This is a genomic window from Chryseobacterium sp. RU37D (genome assembly GCF_900156075.1).
Taxonomy (GTDB): Bacteria; Bacteroidota; Bacteroidia; order Flavobacteriales; family Weeksellaceae; genus Chryseobacterium.
The window spans coordinates 1-24,927 of sequence record NZ_FTMM01000024.1 but is presented as its reverse complement, the minus strand read 5'-3'; the positions used below and the strand labels follow the sequence as shown (position 1 = coordinate 24,927).

The 24,927-nt window shown below is 34.5% G+C and carries 18 protein-coding genes and 2 tRNA genes; 9 read left to right on the top strand and 11 right to left on the bottom strand.

The genetic code is table 11. The features are described 5' to 3' along the window. Positions 1-334: 334 nt before the first annotated feature. Together BW926_RS11440 and fbp are read right to left on the bottom strand one after the other, a co-directional pair. Entirely contained in the window at positions 335-1,339 is a 1,005-nt protein-coding gene (locus BW926_RS11440) for an o-succinylbenzoate synthase (protein WP_076447201.1), read from the bottom strand. Then, positions 1,340-2,356: a class 1 fructose-bisphosphatase gene (gene fbp, locus BW926_RS11435; protein WP_076447200.1), complete on the bottom strand. Its 1,017-nt coding sequence runs from the start codon at positions 2,354-2,356 to the stop codon at positions 1,340-1,342. A 315-nt stretch (positions 2,357-2,671) separates the two neighbouring features. Here fbp and BW926_RS11430 point away from each other — a divergent pair, with 315 nt between their 5' ends. The 4 genes from BW926_RS11430 to BW926_RS11415 all read left to right on the top strand — a co-directional run bounded on the left by BW926_RS11430 (position 2,672) and on the right by BW926_RS11415 (position 6,131). Next, positions 2,672-3,910, top strand: a complete 1,239-nt coding sequence (locus tag BW926_RS11430) for an aspartate kinase (RefSeq protein WP_076447198.1) — start codon at positions 2,672-2,674, stop codon at positions 3,908-3,910. A 23-nt stretch (positions 3,911-3,933) separates the two neighbouring features. Continuing rightward, positions 3,934-5,775, top strand: a complete 1,842-nt coding sequence (locus BW926_RS11425) for a lysophospholipid acyltransferase family protein (protein ID WP_076447196.1) — start codon at positions 3,934-3,936, stop codon at positions 5,773-5,775. A 98-nt stretch (positions 5,776-5,873) separates the two neighbouring features. Then, positions 5,874-5,946: transfer RNA gene (locus BW926_RS11420), tRNA-Phe, on the top strand. 112 nt (positions 5,947-6,058) lie between these two features. After that, a tRNA-Phe gene (locus BW926_RS11415) sits at positions 6,059-6,131 on the top strand. Positions 6,132-6,936: 805 nt separating this feature from the next. Here BW926_RS11415 and BW926_RS11410 read toward each other — a convergent pair. The 8 genes from BW926_RS11410 to BW926_RS11370 form a co-directional block, all read right to left on the bottom strand. Further along, the gene (locus BW926_RS11410; protein WP_076447195.1) at positions 6,937-8,436 is read right to left on the bottom strand and encodes a hypothetical protein; all 1,500 of its coding nucleotides are present in this window, start codon (positions 8,434-8,436) and stop codon (positions 6,937-6,939) included. Between the two features lie 658 nt (positions 8,437-9,094). Then, positions 9,095-11,599: a cation-translocating P-type ATPase gene (locus BW926_RS11405; protein WP_076447193.1), complete on the bottom strand. Its 2,505-nt coding sequence runs from the start codon at positions 11,597-11,599 to the stop codon at positions 9,095-9,097. 100 nt (positions 11,600-11,699) lie between these two features. Beyond that, complete coding sequence (locus tag BW926_RS11400) at positions 11,700-13,067, bottom strand: MBL fold metallo-hydrolase RNA specificity domain-containing protein (RefSeq protein ID WP_076447192.1); 1,368 nt, start codon at positions 13,065-13,067, stop codon at positions 11,700-11,702. A gap of 561 nt (positions 13,068-13,628) precedes the next feature. Next, positions 13,629-13,991, bottom strand: a complete 363-nt coding sequence (locus tag BW926_RS11390) for a Rossmann-fold NAD(P)-binding domain-containing protein (RefSeq protein ID WP_228403441.1) — start codon at positions 13,989-13,991, stop codon at positions 13,629-13,631. Positions 13,992-14,070: 79 nt separating this feature from the next. Further along, positions 14,071-15,123, bottom strand: a complete 1,053-nt coding sequence (locus tag BW926_RS11385; RefSeq protein WP_076447189.1) for a response regulator — start codon at positions 15,121-15,123, stop codon at positions 14,071-14,073. A gap of 5 nt (positions 15,124-15,128) precedes the next feature. Beyond that, positions 15,129-16,337 carry a PAS domain-containing sensor histidine kinase gene (locus BW926_RS11380; RefSeq protein WP_076447187.1) on the bottom strand — a complete coding sequence of 403 codons (1,209 nt, stop codon included), beginning with the start codon at positions 16,335-16,337 and terminating at the stop codon, positions 15,129-15,131. Between the two features lie 140 nt (positions 16,338-16,477). After that, positions 16,478-17,353 carry a universal stress protein gene (locus BW926_RS11375; RefSeq protein ID WP_076447186.1) on the bottom strand — a complete coding sequence of 292 codons (876 nt, stop codon included), beginning with the start codon at positions 17,351-17,353 and terminating at the stop codon, positions 16,478-16,480. Between the two features lie 7 nt (positions 17,354-17,360). Then, the gene (locus BW926_RS11370) at positions 17,361-18,743 is read right to left on the bottom strand and encodes a L,D-transpeptidase family protein (protein WP_076447184.1); all 1,383 of its coding nucleotides are present in this window, start codon (positions 18,741-18,743) and stop codon (positions 17,361-17,363) included. Between the two features lie 349 nt (positions 18,744-19,092). Here BW926_RS11370 and BW926_RS11360 point away from each other — a divergent pair, with 349 nt between their 5' ends. The 4 genes from BW926_RS11360 (at position 19,093) to BW926_RS11345 (ending at position 22,008) form a co-directional block, all read left to right on the top strand. Beyond that, positions 19,093-19,755: a BON domain-containing protein gene (locus BW926_RS11360; RefSeq protein WP_076447181.1), complete on the top strand. Its 663-nt coding sequence runs from the start codon at positions 19,093-19,095 to the stop codon at positions 19,753-19,755. A 240-nt stretch (positions 19,756-19,995) separates the two neighbouring features. Continuing rightward, positions 19,996-21,171, top strand: coding sequence for a thioredoxin family protein (locus tag BW926_RS11355; RefSeq protein ID WP_076447180.1), 1,176 nt, complete (start codon positions 19,996-19,998; stop codon positions 21,169-21,171). Between the two features lie 5 nt (positions 21,172-21,176). Then, entirely contained in the window at positions 21,177-21,800 is a 624-nt protein-coding gene (locus BW926_RS11350) for a DUF3575 domain-containing protein (RefSeq protein WP_228403440.1), read from the top strand. 4 nt (positions 21,801-21,804) lie between these two features. Beyond that, on the top strand, positions 21,805-22,008 hold the full coding sequence (locus tag BW926_RS11345; protein ID WP_076447178.1) for a hypothetical protein: 204 nt from the start codon (positions 21,805-21,807) through the stop codon (positions 22,006-22,008). Positions 22,009-22,079: 71 nt separating this feature from the next. Here the strand turns inward: BW926_RS11345 and BW926_RS11340 are convergent, their stop codons facing one another. Next, the gene (locus BW926_RS11340) at positions 22,080-23,276 is read right to left on the bottom strand and encodes an exo-beta-N-acetylmuramidase NamZ family protein (RefSeq protein ID WP_076447177.1); all 1,197 of its coding nucleotides are present in this window, start codon (positions 23,274-23,276) and stop codon (positions 22,080-22,082) included. 4 nt (positions 23,277-23,280) lie between these two features. Between BW926_RS11340 and BW926_RS11335 the strand changes: the two genes are divergently transcribed. Further along, a complete protein-coding gene (locus BW926_RS11335; RefSeq protein ID WP_076447233.1) occupies positions 23,281-24,513 on the top strand; it encodes an ABC transporter permease in 1,233 nt (410 codons plus the stop codon). The last annotated feature ends 414 nt before the right edge of the window (positions 24,514-24,927 follow it).

Sequence of the window (24,927 nt, the reverse complement as noted above, 5' to 3'; positions counted from 1 at the left end):
ACAGACCCCAAGTTATATTTATTATGTATAAAATAGTAATATTATCATCAATACATCTGAATACAACTGATACATTTCAAAAATAACTTACAACAATATTTTAATTTTAATCATATAACAAAACCTTATTCAAACCCAAAAACAATTGTATATGTTGGCATAAAGATTGCAAAATTCTATGGTAATAAACACTAAAATTTTTAGCATGAAAAAAATAAGAAAAAAGTTTTCTTACTGGCTTGAATGCCTTAAGAAAGCTATTTTTGTAAAAGATGTAATTTAACAGCTATTTTTGACCATATTATCCAAAAAATTATTCGATCCTATAAATACATTACCCCTTAAAAAATAATTGTTCGCCACGAAGATCCAATTGACTCTCGAAGTTATTAGTAAATAGGCATCCTGTTCCTAAACCTTGAGGCATTTTGCTGTTTTTGGTAAAAGTATATTGAGCGATGGCATTCAACCCGATATTGCTTTCCAAAGCAGAAGTAATCCACCAGTCGATATTCTGTTCTTCTGCCAGCGAAATCCATTCATCCGAACCGGAAAAACCTCCTATCAAAGATGGTTTCAAAATAATATATTGAGGCTTTATTGCTTTTAAAAGCTTTTCTTTTTCATTAAAATTAACAATACTTATTAATTCTTCATCTAAAGCAATCGGGGTTTGGGTTTCTGCACATAATTCCGCCATATCATTCCAGTTTCCGGCTTTTACCGGTTGTTCAATCGAATGAATATCCAGGTCTGTCAGCTGCTTTAGGACAGTCTTTGATTCTTCTTTTGTAAATCCTCCGTTTGCATCTACGCGAAGTTCCAGTTTTTCTTTTGAGAACTTTTGTCTTAATTTTTGAAGAATTTCATGTTCAGATTTCCAATCAACTCCGATTTTTAATTTTATACAATGAAAGCCTTTTTTCAGCTTGTCCTGAATCTGTTCTTCCATGTAATTGATATCGCCCATCCAGATCAAACCATTAATAATAATAGGCATTTTACCTTCAGTAAATTCACTTGGAAAATAAAAATTTTTACCATGTTTTAGATTAAGAACCGCCTGTTCATACCCAAACCAAATGGATGGATATTCCTTTAAATTCTCTTTTAAAAATTTAGAATCCTGCTGAATATTTTCACAAAGCCACTGCAGCTTTTTTTCATAATCCGGCTTGTCATCAAAACTTAATCCTCTGAAAACCGCGCATTCTCCTATTCCCTTTTTTTCATTTTCGGAAATTTCAAGAATAAAGGTTTCTTTTTCATGCAAAACGCCGCGAGATGTTCCACTCGGGCGTTTGAATTCTAATAAATATCTGAAATATTTTGCTTTCATTTATTTTACACTATCAATTCGCATAAACTCTTCAGCTTTTTCTACCATATCGATACTTCCACAGAAAAAAGGTATTCTTTGATGAAGATCTGTAGGCTCAATCTCGAGAATTCTTCTGAAACCATCGGTAGCTTTTCCACCCGCCTGCTCTGCCAAGAATGCCATTGGATTACATTCATATAACAATCTTAACTTTCCGTTAGGTGCCTGTGAATAAGACGGATAGATGTAAATGCCACCTTTTAGCATATTTCTGTGGAAATCTGCCACTAATGATCCAATATATCTTGATGTATATGGTCTGTCGCCTTCTTCCATCTGGCAATATTTAAGGTAATTCTTAACGCCTTGAGGGAATTTGATGTAATTTCCTTCGTTGATAGAATAAATTTTACCTGTTTTTGGGAAAGTCATATTTGGATGAGAAAGATAATATGTTCCTAAAGATGGATCAAGGGTAAATCCGTTCACACCATTTCCTGTGGTATACACAATCATTGTGGAAGAACCGTAGATTACATAGCCTGCCGCAATCTGATTAACTCCTTTTTGTAAGAAATCTTCCAGCTGAACGGGAGTCCCTGGTTCGGTTACTCTTCTGTAAATTGAGAAAATAGTTCCCACAGAAACATTCACATCTATATTAGAAGAACCGTCAAGGGGATCAATCAATACAACGTATTTACTCAAATGACCATTTTCACCACATTTAATATCAATAAAATCATCATTTTCTTCTGAAGCAATACCACATACAACCTCTCTTTGAGATAAAGCCGTAATAAAAATTTCATTGGCAATCACATCAAGCTTCTGCTGCTCCTCACCCTGAACATTCTGGTTTCCGGCAGCCCCCGCAATATCTACAATTCCTGCTTTATTTACCTCTCTGTTTACCACCTTAGAAGCCAGCCTTATTGCGCTCAGAAGGCGGGAAAACTCTCCCGTAGAATACTGAAAATCATCCTGTCTATCAATAAGAAACTCTCCTAACGTCTGTAATGGTTGCTCTGACATATTTTTCTTTTTACGATTTCTCCAAATTTCGTAAAATTTATCACAATTAAAAAAAATTATCAATAAAAGACATTATATATTGTTTATCAAATAGATACAAATATGATTATAGTCAAATTTACTTTTTAATGTAAAAAAAAATTCCCCAATCTACAGAATCGTTCAGAATAATTCCAGATAATTTTTAATTTTAATAAAATCTTAAGCCTATCATATTACACAAGCCTATTTCATATCTCGTTGTAAATTTATAATTTTGAGCCCCGTAAAATATTCCCACAAATTTTATCTAACAATTTTATTATTAACAATTTAATGAAAATCTTCAAGTTTGGTGGAGCATCAGTAAAAGATGCAGAGAGTGTAAAAAATGTATCTATGGTTTTAAAAAGCCAGGGATTTGCCAAATGTTTACTGGTGATTTCGGCCATGGGCAAAACAACTAATGAGTTGGAAAAAGTGGTGGAACTTTATTTCAATAGGGATAACTATCAAACTGAGATCGAAAAAATAAAACGAAAACACATCGAAATCGCGGAAGGCTTATTCCCTGAAAATCATGCTGTTTTTGCGGAAATTAATTTATTTTTTGATGATATTGATTCTTTTTTAAGGAGAAACAAATCTCCCAACTACAGCTTCGTCTACGACCAGGTTGTGAGTTGCGGGGAAATGATTTCGACTAAAATCGTGAGCGAATATTTAAACGAAATCCAGTTTACCAACCAATGGCTGGATGCAAGAGATTATGTGAAAACCGACAACTCTTACAGAGAAGGTGTGGTAGATTGGGCAAAAACAGAAGAATTTATTTCTAATTTAAATAAAGAAATCTGCTACGTTACTCAAGGTTTCATCGGTTCGGATGAAAATAATTTTACGGTAACTTTAGGAAGAGAAGGCTCGGATTATTCTGCGGCGATCTTTGCCTATTGCTTAAATGCAGATGCAATGACCATCTGGAAAGACGTTCCGGGAGTAATGACGGGAGATCCGAGAAAATTCAAGGATGTGACCTTGCTTTCGAATATTTCTTATGAAGAAGCCATTGAAATGGCCTACTACGGGGCAAGTGTCATTCACCCAAAAACCCTACAACCTCTTCAGCAAAAAAATATTCCTTTTTATGTAAAATCTTTCGTAGATCCTACCAAAGAAGGGACAAAAGTGGGTGCTTCAGACAAAAATCAAAGTGAAGAATCTTATATTTTAAAAGAAAATCAAACGTTGTTAAAAATCTCAACAAGAGATTTTTCGTTTATTGCAGAAGACCATATGAGCTTAATCTTCGGGTATTTATCTAAGTATAAAATTAAAGTTTCCCTGATGCAGAATTCTGCAATTTCATTAGCTTTATGCCTTGAAGATAAATACTTCCATATTGATGAGCTGAATGACGATCTTCAAAAAGTATTCAAAACAGATGTTGTAAAAAATGTATCTTTATTTACGATAAGAAATGCAAAAATGGAGAATATTGATCAATTTTACCAGGAAAAAAGTGTATTATTGGAGCAGATTTCGAAGAATACACTTCAAATGGTAATACAATAAAACTAATTGCGACTAAACACAATATGAGTTTAATTTCGAAAAACGACTTAATAAAAGCTTCCGGCTTAAGCAAAATAGGATTTCTGAAGAATCCTGTAGCATCTGCTGTTATGAGCATTGCTAAAATAAACGAAGTAAATAAATTATACGACAAACTAAAAGACAAGGAAGGTAAAGACTTTTTCGACTCATTTGTGAGAGAGAGAAACTTAAGCTATGTAGCTTTTGAAGAAGATTTGGCAAAAATTCCGAAAACGGGGCCGTTTATTTTAGTTTCCAATCATCCGCTTGGCGCTATAGACGGTATTTTGATGTGCAAAGTCTTATCTGAAGTTCGTCCGGATTTCAAAGTAATGGGTAATTTCCTTCTGGAAAAAATCAAACCGATGGAACCGTATGTAATTTCCGTAAACCCTTTTGAAAACAGAAAAGAAGCTTACAGCAGCTCTTCTGGAATGCGCGAAACGTTGAAACATTTACAAAACGGAGGCTGTGTAGGAATTTTTCCGGCAGGAGAAGTTTCCAATAAAAATAATCCTTACGGCGAAATTTTAGATAAAGAATGGGAAAAACCAGCGCTCAAGTTGATCAGGATGGCAAAAGTGCCGGTAGTTCCTATGTATTTCCATGCCAAAAACAGCAGACTTTTTTATCAGGTAGCCAAACTTCATCCTAATTTACAAACCCTGATGCTCCCCGCGGAAATGATGAATGAAAGGGAAAAACCTATCAGAATCAGGATCGGAAAGCCTATTGCCGTAAAAGCAATGGATGATATGGAAACCATTGAAGAATTGGGCGAATTCCTGAAACGTAAGGTGTATATGATGAAATCTTACTATGAAAAAAGAAAGTCATTAGCCCAAAGCATTAATCTTCAGAATTTATCGGTAAAATTCCCTTTGCTTAAAGAAGAAAATATTGTTCAGAACATCATCGATGAAACTCCGAAAGAGGATATTTTAAAAGATATCAGCAAGCTGAAAGGCACGGATAAAATGTTTTTCAGCAACGGAAATTATGAGGTCTACTTTACAAATTATGAAGAAATCCCTTCTATAATGAGGGAAATCGGACGTCAGAGAGAACTCACCTTCCGTGCGGTGGGTGAAGGGAGCAACCTACCATTTGATCTGGATGAATATGATAAACATTACCATCATCTTTTCCTTTGGGATAATGCTGAAGAAAAGCTGGTAGGAGCCTACAGAATGGCTTTGGGTAGGGAGGTCATGAAAAAGTTTGGCATCAAAGGTTTTTACACCAGTTCTCTATTTGAATTTGAACAGGATATCCACCCATTCTTTAAAAAAGTAATCGAAATGGGACGGGCATATATCTGCCAGGAATATCAGCAGAAGCCGCTTCCGCTTTTCCTTTTGTGGAGGGGGATTGTTCATGTATGCCTTAGAAATCCGGATCATAAATTTTTGATGGGCGGTGTGAGCATTTCCAATAAATTTTCTGAGTTTTCAAAATCTTTGATGATTGAATTTATGCGCTCAAATTATTATGATTCTGCCGTTGCTCAATACATTACTCCAAGAAATGAATATAAGGTAAAACTTCGAGACAGAGATAAGCATCTGTTTTTCGAAGAAATGGAATCTGATCTTAATAAACTAGATAAGATTATTGACGATCTTGAGCCAGAACTGAGATTACCTGTTTTAATCAAAAAATATATCAAGCAAAATGCAAAGGTAATTGCCTTTAATGTTGACCCTAACTTTAATGATGCAATTGACGGGTTAATGTACATCAGAATTAGTGACCTTCCTGAAAGCACCATAAAGCCTGTATTGGAGGAAATGAGCGAGCAGATCCGAAGAGAACAGGAAAATAATTCGGCTGAAAATCAGTAGCTTTTTAAGTTTTGTTAAAAAAAGTATTATTAATGCTTGCTTCATATAGGAAAAACTTACTACTTTTGCATCACTTTAAAACAACGAAGTAAAAGAATGGTTTCTTAGCTCAGTTGGTAGAGCAATGGATTGAAAATCCATGTGTCCCTGGTTCGATTCCTGGAGAAACCACACAAAACCACCTGTAAAAAGGTGGTTTTCTTTTCAAAATTGTTTTTATAGCATATTGTCAAATTTAATATTTATTATTAGTTTTGCATCACTTCAAAAAGAAGTAAACAATGGTTTCTTAGCTCAGTTGGTAGAGCAATGGATTGAAAATCCATGTGTCCCTGGTTCGATTCCTGGAGAAACCACAACAAACAGTCGTAAAGCTCCTATTTTAGGGGCTTTTTTCTTTTCAAAGTCGCGAATGCTCAATTATATGCTCAACCTTTCTCGGAAACTCCCTCCTGTATTGACTTTGTTTGAATCTACTTACTTCTGAAAATAAAATTAAAATAATCTTGTGATTATAGTATTTCTTCTAATTCCACTAAATATTTTTATCTTAGGTACTTCCGAAGGGCTTTATATGAGTAAAAAGTCCATAAACCTGCATAGATCACAATTTATAATTTCGTATATTCTATTATAAAAACGAAACAAATAATAAATTTAGACGAGTTGTATAAAGAAATATGCTTACTAAACTTTTTGGAGATTATTGAAAATCTGGTATTGAGGAGGTTGCAAATTTGGATGTGAGATGGTTGGTTTACTTTTAGTTTCTAAAGTAAAAGATGATTTTATAATCAACACTAAATATCAGGTAGATAGTTAATTATAATAAATTCTGCTACGAATCAAAAGGCTACAATTAGAAGAAATTTCCAAAAGGTTGAAGTAGATTTAAAGATCGAAGTTATATAAATAAGAGAAAAGGAATTAAGGAAAATGCAGAGAAACCATTTCTTATATCCTATACAATAAAAAGACAGCGTTTCACTAACTTTATAAGTCAGTGAAACACTACCTAAAATATAACGGCTTTAGTAATAAAGAGATGAGTCTGTCCCAAAAGATAAAGTACTGATCTTGGAATCTCCTAAATATATGTTGTCAAGCATGGAGCTAAGAAGGTACTTTTGAAACGTCCTCATTCTATGATAAGCCAGTTAATTATTCAAATCTAAAAATACTCAGTTTTGTGAGATTAGCTTTAGCTGTATCAGGTTTGATCCCAAAATCAACTTGAATCTTATCACCCACATTACAATTATTGATTGAAAAAACCGTGGTAGATGCACCAGCTGCTTTTGTTGCATCAGAAGCTGCTACTACTACTCCATTAATCCAAATTCTTACGAACCAAGGATCTCCTACATTAAATGAAGAGCCTGCTGATGTAATATTCACAAAAATTTGATGTAATCCGCTTCTTGTCACAGTATAGTTGTCTGATCCTGTTGTGAAAACATTTTCTGGATCATATTCTTTAGCATCCCATGTTAATACATTGCCTCCTCCAGGAGATCCAACAAAATCAGTCCCACGTTTTACTACTAAAACTAATTTAGGAACAGATTTAGCTTCAGCTTTCACTACTCCATTGGCATCAACAACTAAATTTGCTCCACTTCCGCTTTGCAATCCTTCCAGTTTTAAAGGATCTGCAACTGCTTTTACATGTAAGGAATTTGTAGGAGTAGTTGTACCAATACCCACATTACCATTAGAATGGATACGCATTTTTTCAGATGTAGAGGCCCCTCCTAGTCCTGTCCAAAATGATATAACACCACTATTGGTTGCAGTTGGTCCCCAAGATAGAAGCCTGGTTTGGTCCAAGCCATAATCCAACGTCCCCGACGCCATCTTATCAATACTAGTCCTGCCATTAGTAGTAATTCCACCAAGTACGTGCAACTTGTCACTAGGAGCTGTTGTACCAATACCCACATTACCATTAGAATGGATACGCATCTTTTCAGATGTAGGAGCCCCTCCTAGTCCCGTCCAAAATGATATAATACCATTATCTGTTGCAGTTGGCCCCCAAGATAAAAGCCTGGTTTGGTACAAGCCATAATCTAAGGTTCCTGATGCGTTTTTATTATTAGTGGTACTTCCACTAGTTGTAATACCTCCAAATACATTCAATTTGTCACTAGGGGTGGTTGTACCAATACCTATTCTATGATTCGCTGCATCTGCTGAAAATGTATTCCCATCTACAGAAAATGCATTAGTCGCAGTACCTGTGAATGCCAATGTTTTATCTGCCTGAGTTACAGTTCTGTTACCTGTTAGTGTGCCATCAGAATTATAAATATTAGTATTTGTAGGAGAAGTACTTGCAGGAGTTCTAAGCTTTGTCCAGACATTTGTCTCATCGAAATAATAATATCCAGGAGCGTCTATGTTTATAGCAGTACCAGCTTGCGTCCCTGTAGCAACATTGTTTACATAGATTAAGGTAGAGGTAGGAACATTTGTCATGCTTTGAGCTCTTTGTCTATTTACTCTGGGAACTAATAGTCCGTCTACACTTGTGCTGTTTCCCGTAGTATTCTTAGCAGTTACATCTAAGGTAGCAGCTGGAGAGGCTGTGTTAATACCAACTTGGGAAAAGGCTAATGATGAAATCATCATTGCGGTAATAATTAAATTTTTTTTCATTTGTTTTAAATTCTTCTTTGTGTTTAAAAATGTTTATAAAAATTATAAATTTTTCAAATTTCAGATAATACTAAGTTTACAAAATTTTAATACAAAACAGGTAAATTGGTTTAAAATATAAAACTCTAATTATCTAATTTATTTTGACGGTGCAATTCTAATACAAAATCATTATAAAATCAAAAAAAAACATATACCAAATACATACTATTTTAATATAAGTAACTGATAAACAATATTATATTTTTATAAAATCTTCTTTTATTTTAGTAGCAAAATCTCATACAATATATCTATATATTAGAGTTATTGTTTTAATCATGCAAAATATAAATAATATTTTTAGTTAATAATTTACTTGCATTAACTTTTATTTAAGATTAAAATAAATCATTTTTGGATTAGGCATAAAACAAAAAATATTGTAAAAATTAATTTTACAATATTTTGCAGAAAATTGACTGAATAGTTATCTGGAATCTTTTTCAAGCTCAAGCTTAAAAAAATTGCTTATTCTGAATACTTCGAATGTACTTATCCTGCCCGCTGGTACCACACACTATTTGTTGTTCTAAAGCTTCTACGAAAGCATACTAACTCTTGTAACTACAGAAAATTGAATAGTAAGCGGTTATTCGTTAGTGGTGGAAGCAATTTTTCATTTGCAAAAGCTCCTTCTTATTAATTTATAAAATTCAAACCACAATACAGAAATGGATGCTGTAAGCAATGCAATGCTAAGCTCACCAAGATTTAGAGGCGCAATCTTAAAAAATAGAGCAACGGAATTTATATATAAAATCATAATCAAAAATATAATAACCAATGCGGAAATCCCGAAAAGTAAAAAATTACGGTTTTTAAAAGTCTCCAAAACACTATAATAGAAAGAACGGTTGACAAAGCTTAGTAATATATTGGCAAAAATGAGGGTACTGAAAACCATTGCCCTGGCTTCCTGTTCGGTACTTCCAATCCGAACAGAATGCTGGTAAATAAATAAGACTCCAATAGTAATAGCAACTCCCTGAATAATACTTATTATCAATTCCCGCCACTGCAAAAATGTATCTGTAAGCACTCTGGGAGGCTTCTTCATTGCATTTTTCTCTATAGGCTCGTTTTCGTACACAATAGAGCATGTAGGTCCCATCACAAGCTCAAGAAAGATAACATGGACCGGAGTTAATATCTGGGGAAATATCCACCCCAGAAACAAAGGAAGGCAGACCGTTAATATTATTGGAATATGAATTGAAATAATATATTGTATTGCTTTTTTAACATTTGCATAAATTCTTCTTCCTGCTGCAATTCCAGTGACAAGCTTTTCCAGATCATCATTAGTTATCACCAGGGATGCCGCTGATTTTGCAATCTCCGTACCTTTATTGCCCATTGCTATGCCTATATGAGCTGCTTTTAAAGCAGGGCCGTCATTTACGCCATCGCCAATCATCACCACTATCTCCCCTTGCTCTTTCAGAGCATTCACCACTTTAAGCTTTGCTTCAGGAAACATCCTGGTAAATAATGTTGTATTCTTTGTGATTTGTATGAGTTCTTTTTCTGAACTTTCAGTAATATCATTTCCCGTAATGGTCGGGCTGTTATTTCTTATACCCGATTCTAAAGCAATAGCCTTCGTGGTATCTGAATTGTCTCCCGTAACCACTTTTACTTTAATTCCTGCGTCATAAATCTGCTGAAACACTTTTTCGATATTTTTTTTAGGAGGATCATAAAATACGACCAAGCCTAAAAATTCAAATACAAAATCCTGTTGCTTTTCAGGAAAAAGATTTCCTTCGAAATATGATTTTGAAACTCCAAGCACTCGATATCCTTGCCGTCCGAATTCTTCCACTACTTTTTTTACCTTTTCTTTTTCAGCATCCGAAAGCTGAGAGATATTTATTATTGCTTCGGGAGCTCCTTTGGCCGCAATGATTCTTTCTTTTTTTTTATTTTCAAAAAGATGAGTCATCATAGGAGGCTTGCCTTCAAGAGGATATTCATGGATTAGTTTGTATTCCTTTCTTTCATCTTTAATCTGAGCCCGTTCGTACACCTTATGCAAATTTTTTTCCATAGGATCAAAAGGTACCGGCTCACTGCTCCACATAGAATAGCTTATAAGTTCACGGAGTTCTTCTATCCCGAAATCTACCTCTCCGTATATCCTGTTGGAACGATAATTATACAAGTACTTCAGGCGCATGGAGTTTTCAGTAATTGTCCCGGTTTTATCAGTGCAGATCACTGTAATACTTCCCAATGTTTCTAAAATGCTGCTTTGCTTAACAATAATACCGTCTTTCATTAGCTTCCAAGAACCAATGGCCATAAATGTTGTAAAAGCTACAGGGATTTCCTCTGGCAGAACAGACATCACCAATGTAAGACCATTTAGAAGACTATTGATAATATCTCCTGTTTCTATAAAACTGAAAATACAGATTGTCAGAAAGATTACAGCTCCAATCACAGCCATTCCATTAACAAAATTGCGAATCTGTATCTGTAAAGGGGAAACCTCTTCCCTGATATTTAGTATCGACTCACCTATTTTCCCTATACGGGTTTTTGCACCTATGTTCTCGACTTTAAAAATAGCCAACCCGGAAACAGTAATTGTTCCGCTGTATACAGAATGATCTTCTGATGTATTGTCTTTAAACACTGAAAAGCTTTCACCTGTAAGCGAAGATTCATTTACTGAAAAATCATTGCTGTATAAAATCTTTCCGTCAGCATTGATGAGACTGCCTTCTTCTGTGATGCACAGATCTCCAACAGCTATTTCAAATGTTGGTATTTTTATTAATTCTGAGTTTCTGATCACCTTACTTAGCGGTTCGTTCAGCTTTTTAAGCTCTTCTAATGCCTTCCTGCTACGGTTATCCTGATAAAAGGAAATAGCTATAACCGTAATAATAGCTAAAAACATAAATAAAGCTTCTCCATAATCGCCGATAATTATGTAGATTAATGCTACGGATATCAGGAGAATCAGCATAGGCTCTTTTAGAATACTTAAAAGCAATTCCAGCCATGTGTTTTTTCGGGCCTGTTCCAGCCGGTTATATCCGTATTGTTTGCGGGAAGCAATAACTTCTGCTTCTGTAAGACCTTTCAGGTGATCTGGGATATTGTATGCCATAACAAACAAATACATCCTTAATGTTAAGAATTGAGTTTAGAATTTAACACAATCCTATAATTCTATTTTTAAAATTTTTTAATAAATTTTTCTATCCGATTTAGCAGATGACTTCTTCATCCTTTACTAAAATCTTGACTGATATTTGTAATTCTGTCTGAATTTTTACCCTCAATGCTTCCAACGCAGATGGCTCACCATGAACAAGCATAATCTTCTGTGGCGGAATTTCATATTTTCTGATCCAATCTATTAGTTCAGTCTGATCAGCATGAGCAGATAAGCCTGTCAGTTCTACAACATTAGCTTTTACAGGATAATATTTCCCATGAATTTTCAGCTCGTGTGAATCGTTTAGTAATGCTCTTCCGCGGGTTCCTTCTGCCTGAAAACCGACGATCAGTACTGTATTTTTATTATTCCCTACATCATGTTTCAAATATTCGAGTACACGGCCACCGGTTACCATGCCGCTTCCGGCAATGATTATTTTACTTTTTTTATTGCGGACGATCTCTTCGGTACGAGAATATTCCCTGTTGATATCAATTTGTTGAATAATTTCCAGCCATTTTTCTTTCTTCACAGTAGTATATTCTGCAAAATCTATCATAATATCTGTAGCTAAGGCAGCCATAGGACTGTCGATTACTATAGGAAGATTGCGGGGGATTTTATTTTGTTCTTTCAGCTGATATAATATATAAATAAGCTCCTGCGTTCTTCCTACCGCAAAGCTGGGGATAATAATATTGCCGTGATTTTTGATTGTAGAATTGATCCAATATGTTAATTTATCATATAAATTACTATTGTCATGGAGCCTGTTACCATATGTAGACTCCATTACAATAATATCTGCTGTAGTGAAAAAATCCGGCGGAGGTAAGATCGCGCTTTTATTACGCCCTATATCTCCTGAAAAAATGATCGTTTTCCCGAAACATACTATTTCTATAGAACACGCCCCGATAATATGCCCGCAAGGTTTGAACCTAAATTGTATATGTTCACTTAACTGGATATTCGTATTTTCATTTATTATATAAAAATATTTAAATGCCCTTTCCGCATCATTTATTGTATAGAGCGGCTTTGCAGGATGATGTTTAGTATAATGATGATAATTCGCCTTTTCAGTATCCTCCTCCTGTAGCTTGGCGCTATCAAGTAAGATAAGTTTTGCCAGTTCCCTCGTAGGTTCTGTCATATAAATTTTACCTTTAAAGCCGCTTTTTACAAGAAAAGGAATATATCCGCAGTGGTCGAGATGAGCATGGGTAAGGATGATAAGGTCTATTTCTTTAATATTAATATTTAAAGGCTCCCAATTTTGCTCACGTAAAGCTTTAATACCCTGAAACAATCCGCAATCTATGAGTATATTAAGCTCAGGTGTTTTTAAGTAATGCTTAGATCCTGTAACTGTTCCTGCGCCTCCGAGTGATTTTAGAGTAATTGTTTCCATTTTTTTATAATAAATTTGTATGCATGGGAAGAGTTGTTTAATAGCAATGAGTACTTCCCAAATGCACAATAATGTTTTTAGCGGATTTTAATTTCTTTTACTTCCTGTTTATCAAGATTTGTTTTGGTGATATTGATATTTAATAATTCGTTTTTGTAATTGCCTTTTAGATGGTCCAGCGCAATATTTTTTGGGAAATGGAAGCTCGGGAAAAAGAAGAAGCTGAAAACTCTTGTCTTACATAATTTTTTATTTTTTCTTTGTACCGGTTTCGGCATTGATGATTAATGATCCTCCTATTAATATTTTTTAAATCTTTTTCTTGAACCCCAGAGCCGAAATTTTCAGTTTGTAGAACCCATTTTTGTCAATGATACTAATAGTGAGCTCCATTTTAAATGTTTCACCCAGCAATACATCTTCATCCCAAAAAATCTTCTATTCCATTCTTTAGTGAGAGTGTTTTAAAGTTTTCGCAATAAATTATTTTGAGTTTAATATATCAAAGGTAATATGGAAATAATTTTTGTCTAATGACTTTGGTTGGTTTTTGGTATGATCCTAATCAATTTTCTCCCAGACATTAAGAGCATCAATCATTTGGGAAGCGGCTAGTTGCGAATCTGTGACTCTAACAATTAGATATCCTATTCCCTTATCCGTCATAATTGACGTATCAATAGGAAGTTTCTCTTGAATCCTGAATATGATATACTTTATTCCGAAAGAAGTAAGCTTTAGAATAAGGTTATCGGAAAGTTGATCTTCCTGATTAATGATAATGACAGCATCCTTTTCATCTGCAAAACGAAATGTGCCTTCATGTAAGGGACATGCTATAATCGTAATTTTGTGCTTTTTACGATTAGCTAATGCAAGAAATTCTTTATCTTTTTGATTTATATTATAAACGATAACTTTCATAATGGCAATTCAATATTCAAATGTATTGAACTTGAATGAACTGGCCAGTGTATAAAATCATTATAAAAAGTGACAGATATTAGTTTTTTATCTTTTGAAGCCTTAAAGTGTCCAGAATTGTAATCTTTCCTGCATTTCTGTCAATCAAATTTTCATCTTTGAAGTCACTGAGGATACGACTTACGGTTTCAATAGCCATTCCGGCCATAGAGGCAAGATTTTCTCTAGAAATTTCAAAGCCTTCTATATGAGGATGTTTTGTATGAAGCTTGAGAAGCACTTCTGCCATTCTCTTTCTTACAGAAAAATAGGCTAGCTGTAGTAATTTTTCTTCATGAGCGAGAACATTGTGTGCAAGAATTTTGACGAATTTTTCTGCAATATCAGGATATTTATAAAATAACTGATCAATGACATCTCTAGGAACGGAGCATAGTGTGGCATCTTCCATCACTTCAGCAGTTTCTTTGTATTCTTTCCCAGTAAACAATGAAGTAATCCCAAAATAATCTTCCTTGCTGTAAATCCCGGTCATGAATTCTTTTCCACTTTCCGTTATCTTCGTAGTTTTTATTGATCCCGCAATAATAAGGTAGACCGCATTTGCCACATCGCCTTCGTAATAGATGACCTGCTTTTTTTTATAGAATTTAATTTTTCTTTCATCAAATGCTTTTCTTAGTTCATCAAGCCCACTCGAAGCCTGAAATAAACTGGTCATCTTAGAAAGATTGGAGCTATAAATACTCGCCTGACGTTCTTTCTTTTTCAGCCGGCTTTCTATTGCGTTTAGAAGCTCAATATCATCAAATGGTTTTGTAAGATAATCATCTGCACCCATTTCTATACCTTTCCGTACTTCTACCCGGTCTGTTTTTGCGGTAATGAAAATAAAAGGTATAAGCGCAGTATCTTCTCTTTTGTTTAAAAGATGCAGTACACCATACCCGTCAAGCTTCGGCATCATGATATCACACAATATGATATCCGGAATATGTTTGATGGCAAGCTCTACGCCCTGTTTACCATTACTGGCCTGAAGCACTTCATACTTGGCCAGCTCAAGAATTTCCGATGTACTTTCACGGATATCGTTGTTATCCTCGATGATCAGTATACAAACTTTGTTCATCTGAACTATATTGAAGTATTATTATCAGTTTTTTTTCCAAATATTAGTGTAAATCCGGTACCTTTGCCGGAACTGCTCTCAAAAAGAATTTTTCCGTCCATTAGGCTGATGTATCTTCTCACAATATTAAGCCCTAATCCCGTTCCCGGAATATTCCCTGTATTATGTGCCCTGAAAAAAGGCTGAAAAAGTGCAGCATGATCTTCCACAGGTATTCCTATTCCATTATCTTTCACTGTAAAAAAATATTCCTTTTCATTTATCTCGGTAGAGAATTCTATGAGGGTGCGCTCTCCGGAATATTTGATAGCATTGCTTATCAGATTTATTAAACAATTCCTTAATAAACTCTGATCAATACAGACCTCATTTTCGGATCCGGTATGCTGGTATATGATGATTTGGTCTTCTTTGGTCATAAGCTGCATTTCTTCCGTAAGCTCTTCAGAAAACTTGATAATGTTGAACACTTCATCATTTGGCGATACGACTCCTGCTTCCAATTTTTCTAATGATAGAAAATCGTTGAGAATGCCGATCAAACTATTTATTGCTGTTTTTATTTTATAAAGATGTCTCAGTATTTGGGGAGTGTCTGAAGTCTGAAGATATTTTTCTATAAGTACTGTGGAAAGCTGTATGGAGCTTAGAGGTGTTCTAAATTCATGAGAAGCCATTGACACAAATCGGCTTTTCATGCGGTTGAGTTCTTTTTCTTTTTCTAAGGAAATGTTAACTTCTTCTTTCGCCTCTTCCAGCTCATGAAGCATTTTTCTCAGAGATTTGGTCCGATCTTCCACCAGCTGCTCGAGCTCAATGGTATATTTTTTTAGAAGTTCTTCGGCTTCCTTTTCTTTCGAAAGATCATGGATAAAACCCGTATAGATAATTCTATCTTGGTATTGTACTTCACTTACGGCCAGCCTGAAAGGGAATATTGATCCATCTCTTTTTAATCCCTTTACCTCCCTACCCTTTCCTATTATTTTTTTTTCACCGGTATTCTGGTAATTAATAATATAACTCTCATGTTTGCTTTTATCAAGTTCTGGCATTAGTATTGAAATATTTTTACCGGTAAGCTCTCCTTCTTCATAACCAAAAATCTTCAATGCAGAAGGATTCATACTTTCTATTCGTCCTCTGTCATCAATGGTTATAATACCATCGATAGCTGTTTCTATAATAGCTTTCAAAAGTTTGGCACTTTCCATATAATGCTTATATTACCCAATATTAAAGATAGGAATTTTAGTGCAATCTGAGCATTTAAATAGAGAAAAATATCAAAATTAGTTAACCGTTAGCTAATTATATTTATTAAAAACATTTAAAAGATGTAAATTTTAAACAATTAAAAATAGACATGTTCATTTTCAGGGATGATCAATAGCGGGATTTCCATTTCGTTGGCTTGCCTTACGGCATGGCCGCTTCCTGCTAAGCTTTCGAAAAATCCCCGGTAATGATGCCCCATGATCAACAGATCAATATCTTTACTTTTAAGGATATCCAAACCGTAATCAATATTCTCACTGTAAATACAATTGTAGCATATTTTGCCATCAAGGTTTTTCAGGAATGTCTTTTTTTTATGCTCATATTCCGCATCTTCTATTATATCATTATTACTTTGAATGATGTAGGTAATCAGAAGTTCAGCATTGAAGTATTTGGCAAACCTTAGTAATGCCTGTGCTACTTTCACATCCTTTTTATCAAGATCTGTGGCAAAAGCAATTTTGTTCAGTCCATTATATTTATGTTTTTGAGGAACTAAAAGAAGTGGATGATGTGTCTTTTTAATCATTTTAATACTGTTGCTTCCAAATAAAAAACGAGTCAGCATTCCGGCACCCTTCATTCCCATTACAATAAGCAATGTTTTATTACTATCTGCAGTATCATTGATGACCCGAATAGGATCACGCCCTTCACAGACATAATATATCGAAGGATGAAAAGGAAAAGCCTCTTCGCCCCATAATATTTTTGATTTAAATTCCAATTCCTTTCTCAAGGCCTTTAATTCCTTACTGTTTTCCTTCTGCAAGGCCGGATATTCATACACAGCCCAGGCAGTCTGCCCAAGCATAGGGTTTTCAACAGGCAGACCAAATGCATGACAAAGGTGAATATTGGATTTCATAACATTGGCAAGACGAAGCGCATAAAAGGCAGCATTTCTTGCTGGTTTCGAAAAATCTGTAGGTACTACAATTGTTCTCATGATGTGATTATTTATTTAAACTAAATTTATTTTCCAGCGAAGGATCAAGATGATAGATATCTTCATAAAAGAATGGCTTTCCATCTTTTATTAAACAAGTAAGGTAGACGGTGATGATAGGGACGGGATGCTTCAGTACAAAATCTTTTCTTTTATAATCTTTCATTGCAGCTTCTAAAACGGGTATGTTGTTTTCTGCACCATCATTTTTCAATAAAAGCGATGCAAGTTCTTTGGCATTTTCTATCCGGATACACCCATGGCTAAACGCTCTTTCATTTTTATTAAACAATTGTTTTTGAGAAGTATCGTGAAGATATACTCCATAAGAATTGGGAAACCTAAAAACTACCGCTCCCAAAGCATTGTCATATCCGGACGACTGTCTCACACTATATCTATAAGGATTTCGGCGGATTTCGCTGAGTTTGGATAAGACTGTTACCACTTCATTTCCATATTCATCATAAATAGTATAGTGATGATCAGCCAGATATCTACTGTTTTTCAATATCTTAGGCAGCATTTCTTTTACGAATATGTCTTGGGGAACTTTCCAGTCGGGTGCAGTTGTGAAATAATTAACAGAGCTTTCCAATAAAGGAGTCTTGCTTGAAGGTTTTCCTATAATCACCTTAAAGTCATAAGTCTTATCTTTCTGATGAAATTCTAATGTATAAGATGGTATATTGATTAAAATATAAGGTGTATTTTGGATACTGATCCATCTCAGGCGTTCCATATTCATAATAATTTTCTCAAGTCCGGCCTGAGTTTCTGTACAATGACTCTCAGAATAAAAAATATTTAAATAGTTCTGGAAATCTTTATAAGCTTTAATTTTAGGCTGAACTTCAAGAACTGATTTTACAAAGTCTCCATCATTCTTGGCTTTTTGCAACACATCGTCTGACCGGAACTTATTAATATAGTTCGTATCAATATAAGAGGGGCTGTAAGACGGATTATATTTTCCAAAATGCAAATTATTAATAAAAGTTATAAGTGCATCTGTCATCAGAATATCAAACATCGCTTGACCTTTCATATCTGCTCCTGCGGAAATACTTCCGAGTTTTCTTAATTTTTCCAGTGAAACGACATCACGGTAATAATCAGACAAGGATAATCCAAACCGATAAGAGTATTCCAGCAGAAGCACCGCCGCTTCAGACTGATCGGGTTTATTTGCAACATTTACCCAGGCATATTCAGTATCATTGCGGGTATAAAACCGTATGACAGATTTTGGAAAATGCAGTGTAGAAAGACAGGCATTATCTTTAAGAAACAAAGTAATTTCAGGATTTGTTTTTGTATTCTGACCGCTTACTATACTACTGTAGACAGTACAGAAAAAAAGAACAGCGAAGTTTATAAACTTTTTCATGACTTGTCATTTAATAATGTAAATTTCAAAATTGCGCTCTGTCCGAACAATGATACCCATCACTAAAAAAAATGATACCATAATGAATTAATTATCCTCCGGAACATATTACAAGCTGTAAAAATGAATTTCATGACATTGTGACCAGCAATTTTATAACAGGCTTTTAAACTCAGGTCAGAAAATGGTTTGGTTTTTACATTCTTATATTGTGGAGTAATAAAAAGATATGCTTTAAAATAAGTAAGAAGCTCCCATAGGATCTGATCTAGATCATCTTTCATTGTGATGTGGGTCATCGTATCTTTTATAAGGGTTGTGGAACTTTGAAGAATAAAAATTTACAGCAATGAAAACAAATGCAGAATTACAAAAAGACGTTCAGGATGCTCTAAAATGGGAACCCCAGCTCCATTCAGCGGAAATCGGGGTTATTGTAAAAAACGGAGTCGTTTCTCTTACGGGTACTGTTGACAATTATGCAAAAAAACTGCAGGCCGAGCATGCCGCAAAAAATGTTTCGGGGGTGAAAGTCCTGGTCGTACATATAGATGTACAATTACCCATATCGAGACCAAAAACTGACGAAGAGATTGCCAACGAAATTATTGCTGCATTTAAATCAAACTCATTTATTCCTGAAAAAAAAATAATCGTAAAAGTTGAAAATGGCTGGGTAAACCTTGAGGGTGAGGTATCCTGGGATTATCTGAGGGACATTACAGAAAGTTCTATAAAATATCTTCCCGGAGTAAAAGGAATCTACAACAATATTACCATTGATTCAGAAATTTCAGGTACTCCTGAAAAAAAAGATATCGAAAAAGCTTTGGACAGAAGCTCTATTGACAGCAGTGAGATTGAAGTATCCATATCCGGAAAAACAGTTACCTTAAAAGGAACCGTACATACATGGCATCAGAAAGAAGAAGCTGGTCGTATTGTATGGAAAACTCCCGGAATTAGCCATGTAAATAATGAGCTGAAGGTAGATTACGAGTATAATCTATAATTATCCGATATCCCACAATAGGAGGTAGTCTTTTCTATTATGAATTTAGCTTATTACAAAGCAAAATTACTGTTTTAAGATTAGGCTATTAATAAAAATTCTTTAAAAAAAATTCCGTTCCATTCACCAATACAATGTTAAATCTTGTTAAACCTATTAAAACCAATCTTATTTCAATAATATCCGGCACTCATTTACGTTTAAAATAAGTATATTCGCTTTTTAAATTTTATTTGAAAAATGAAGAAGATCATCTCCGGGTTATTATTATTTTCCAGCATCGTTGCATTTTCTCAAGAAGCAATACAGTTTCAGGATCTACCATTTAAGGATCTTATCGCAAAAGCAAAAAAAGAAAATAAAATTATTTTTATTGATGCTTATGCCTCTTGGTGTGGTCCCTGCAAAATGATGGAAAGAAATATTTTCATTAAAAAATCAGTCGGAGATTATTATAATTCAAATTTTGTGAATGCAAGATTTGATATGGAAAAAGGTGAAGGAAGAGATATTGCGGCTAAATATGGAGTACGTTCCTATCCCACTTATCTATTCCTGAATGGTGACGGGGAGCTTGTTTCACAAAACTTCGGCTATATGGAAGAAAGTCTTTTTCTTTCTATGGCTCAGGATATTAATTCACCCAACAACAAAAAAGGTTCATTAAAGGAACGTTTTGCAAACGGCGAAAAAGATCCAGAATTCCTTATCAATATTATGAAGCTGAATTCTTCTTCAGATTTTGATTTTGCTAAAAAAGCTTCAGAAAGATATTTTGAAAACAAAAAGAAAACAGAAGAACTTTCTAAAGATGATGTAGGATTATTGCTTTACTTCTTAAAATCCACAGAAGATAAAAATTATAAAGTTTTTGCCGAAAGAAAAGTGGAAATCATAAAGTTTTTGCCTGAGGATACATATAAAGAGTTTGATAATCAGCTAAAGCTAGCTAAAGTTGTAGAACAGTCTATTGATCAGAAAAATAAAAAGATCAATGAAGAATATTTCATGAAAACAGCCGAGCCGTTGGTCGGAAAACATGATGCAGAGGCAAAGCTAAACCAAACAAAATTAAGCTATTACGAACAAAATGCTGATTTCCCGGAATATGAAAAAGCAGCTTTGGCCTACTATAAGGATCCAGACGCTTTTCAGCCCAATGAATTATTAAAAGCAGCGTGGATATTCTCAGATCATGTTAAAACTCCAGCATCTTTAAAAAAAGCCGCCGAATGGGCAGAAAAGTCTGTAATGAGAGGCGAAACATCCGAAAACACTTATATACTGGCAAAACTATATTTCTTAACAGGAAACAAAGACATGGCTAAAACCTATGCCGAAATGTCTAAAAATATAGCAGCTCAGGCCCAGAAAAATACCACTTTGGCTGATGAACTATTAAAGCAAATCAAATAACACATATGTTGAAAATTAAAATTATTATAAGCTTCCTTACCTTATTATTTCTAGGAAATCTAAAGGCTCAGGAACAAGATCACAAAACAAGCATTTATCTCAAAGGAAATGCCTTATTATTACCGATCGCTGTTGTCAATGTAGGTCTGGAGCATCAGTTAAGTAAAAAATATACGCTGCAGGGTGATGTATTAATTTCTCCTTGGAAATTATTTGCAGGGCATGAATTTCAGTATTATTCCGCTTCTTTTGAAGGCAGGTATTATTTTGACGAAGCTTTTAAACACTGGTATCTGGGTGCAAATATCTCTACTGCAGTTTTCAAATTACAAAAATGGAATTACTGGAGCGGAGGTACTTTTACTAATGAAAAAGGTGAAAGCTTTGATTATCCAAATGTTTATCAGAAAGGATTCTCTATTATATTTGGAATTACCGGAGGATATCAATTCAAAATTTCTGATAGATGGAATATTGATTTATACGCAACAGTAGGAACTTCTCAAGATTTTTATAAAGGCTATGAAAGAGGAACCGGAAGACGTTATGATGAGGCCATAGGCTTCAACAAAAGCGGAGAAATCCTTCCTTACAGAGGAGGTGTGATGATCTCTTATAAATTAAAATAATTCAATGAAAATATTCGGGAAGAACCATCTTATTATTTCGGCCATTACTTTTGTCATTCTTTTTTTAATGAATTACATTGGCAGCCACGAGTCTGACAAGCTGGAAAGGGCTTTAATGACAGCAGGTGCAGGTGTAATCGGTCTGTCTATAGGATTATTTATTTTGAATAAAGGTAAAAACGATAAAACCCCACAAAATTTTGATTGATTTTAAAGTAAATTATCAATTTTTTAACCACAAACATAATACGTAAATTCACAATTCACAATTCAACATCATTAATTTTCATAGACAGCATATTTTGTCCTAATCTTTTCGAATTTTTCAAGATCCAACTTCCATGATGTTTTGATTTCCTGAATTGATTTTCCAGCGATAATCTGTTTTCTCAGCTCATCATTTCCGGCTAATGTATCAAACCATAAATTTTTCAGGAAAAAATCAAGCTGTGGGTTTTTATAATTTTTATAAGCTTTAATTACCCATTCTAAGTTTATTTCCCTTAAATCATTCGGATAATTAGATAGATTTTCTCCATAACAAAGCTTTCCATTTAAAAATGGATCTTTTGCACCGAAGTTAGGCTTTGGAGTAAACTGATAAGGTAAACCTGACGTCCATGGTGAGCCATAAATCTGAAAAGGCAAATCTGTGCCTCTTCCTACAGACACCTGCGTTCCTTCAAAAAAACATAGACTTGGGTATAAATTTATTGACTTATCATTGGGTAAATTAGGTGAAGGTTTATCCAAAATGGGGTAACGTGATTTTTTATGATAATTTTTCATGGGAATTAGAGTATATTTTGCCTGAGCTCCATTTTTTAGCCATTTTTCTCCATTGACCATTTTCCCGTATTCCCCAATTGTTAAACCATAAACTACCGGAACTTCGTGCATTCCTACAAAGCTTGACCACTTTTTCTTCAGAACCGGGCCGTCGGTATAGCCGTCATGCGGATTGGGCCTGTCTAAGACCATAATCTCTACATTATTTTCTGCACCGGCTTCCATCAGATAAGTTAAAGTTGAAATATAGGTGTAAAATCTCACTCCAACATCCTGAATGTCAAACAAAACAATATCAATTCCCTTTAATTGTTCAGGTTTTGGCTTTTTATTATTTCCGTAAAGTGAAACGATAGGAATTCCCGTTTTCACATCTACTCCGTTTTTTACTTTCTCACCCGCATCCGCATCGCCTCTGAAACCATGTTCCGGAGCAAAAATCGATTTGATTTTGATTCCGTTTTTTACCAGAAAATCCACCACATGGGTTTTATCACTCATCAGTCCGGTCTGATTGGTCACCACCCCGATAGTTTTTCCTTTTAATAAAGGTAAATAAAGCTCAGGCTGATCAGCTCCTGTTCTAAAATCGGCTTTATCTTTAGTCTGAGAATAATATTGGGTGAATACTCCTAAAAAAATTAGGCAAATAAGAAGTAAATTTTTAATTTTGAAATCTAAATTCATGGGTTTGAAATTTCCTTTATATTTCTCTAGAAAAATAGCATTTTCCAAAGATAATAAAAATAACCTTTCGAGGGTTATCATCTTCATCGGCAGACTCTCTGTGGCGTTGGGAATCATTGTTTCTTTAATTACCGTCTCCACCGGATTCGGCTCTAAGAAGGCTATTAAAGAGAGACTGGCAGATTTCAGCGGGCATATTACCGTAAAATCTACGCGCTCAAATTCTTCCTACAATACATCAGTTCTTGATAATCAGGGACTGAATATTAAAAAAATTCAGGAACTTCCCGATGTGGAAGCCGTTCAGAAATATGCCACAGTGACGGGGATTATGCGTAATGAACATAATTTCGCGGGAATCATTTATAAAGGTATTGGGAAGGATTTTGACAGCCTAAGATTTAAAAAATTCCTGATTGCCGGAACAACTCCTAAAGTAACAGAAATCGGATACAATAACGGTGTTACAATCTCCCAAAAAATCGCCAGTGACCTTCATTTAAAACTGAAAGACAGCATTGTTACTGTTTTTTCAAGGTCAGATATGAAGCAGCCGGTTTATAGAAAATTTGAAGTCGTCGGCATTTATAAAACTGACATAAAAATGATTGATGATCAGTTTGTGATCGGCGGAATCAACCATGTAAGAAAGATCCAGGATATGAAGCCTGATGAAGTGGGCGGACTGGACATATTCCTTAAAAATGTTAACGATATTGATCGCGATTTCCCTGAAATTGAAAAACTTATCGGTTATAAAAACTATGCCGAAAAAGCAACGGAAAAATATCCTCAAATCACCGACTGGATCAGTATCTTTGATACCAATATTGCATTGATTATCATTATTATGCTTATTGTGGTGGTCATCAATATTATTATGGTTCTTCTCATTCTGATTATTGAAAGAACTAATTCCATCGGGTTATTAAAAACACTGGGAGCCAGTAATTCCCAGATCAGGGCGACCTTTATCAACTATACCCTGATCATAATGATTCCTGGGCTTCTGTACGGAAATGCAATCGGCCTTGGACTTATTCTTATCCAGAAATTTTTTGGAATTATTAAGTTAAATCCCGAAAATTACTATGTAAGTACGGTTCCTGTAGACCTTAATCCCATTGCCATTATTTCTATTTCTGTTGGGATTTTGATTATTTCGGCTTTGGCTTTGATTATTCCGAGTTATCTGATCAGTAAGATTTCTCCGGTGAAGGCGATAAAGTATAATTAATGATGATTATTCTATGCAATTTATCTGCTTTTTAAAATCTAAACCATCTAAGTATTATTAAAGCTTTAAGAATAAAGTTGTTTAAAGTTAAAAAAAATTATCACAAAAGTCACAAAATGCTCCTTTAGGAGCAGAATCTGTGTGGCGAATGCGAAATAAAGCCACGTGCAATCCGTAGGATTGCTATAAAATTAGAACGCACTTTATTTTAAATATATTTTCTACACAGATAAAACTCCCATGGAGTTTTTCAGTTGCAAAATAAGTTTTGATTTTTATTTATTTTCAACAGCTTTAATATTCAGGTATAACTTTATTTTGGATATACTAATTTAGCTTCCAGTTAGAGTTAAGCATAAAACCTTAATTTTAACGTATGAAACAAGGGCGAAAAATCTATGATCCAGCTTTTAA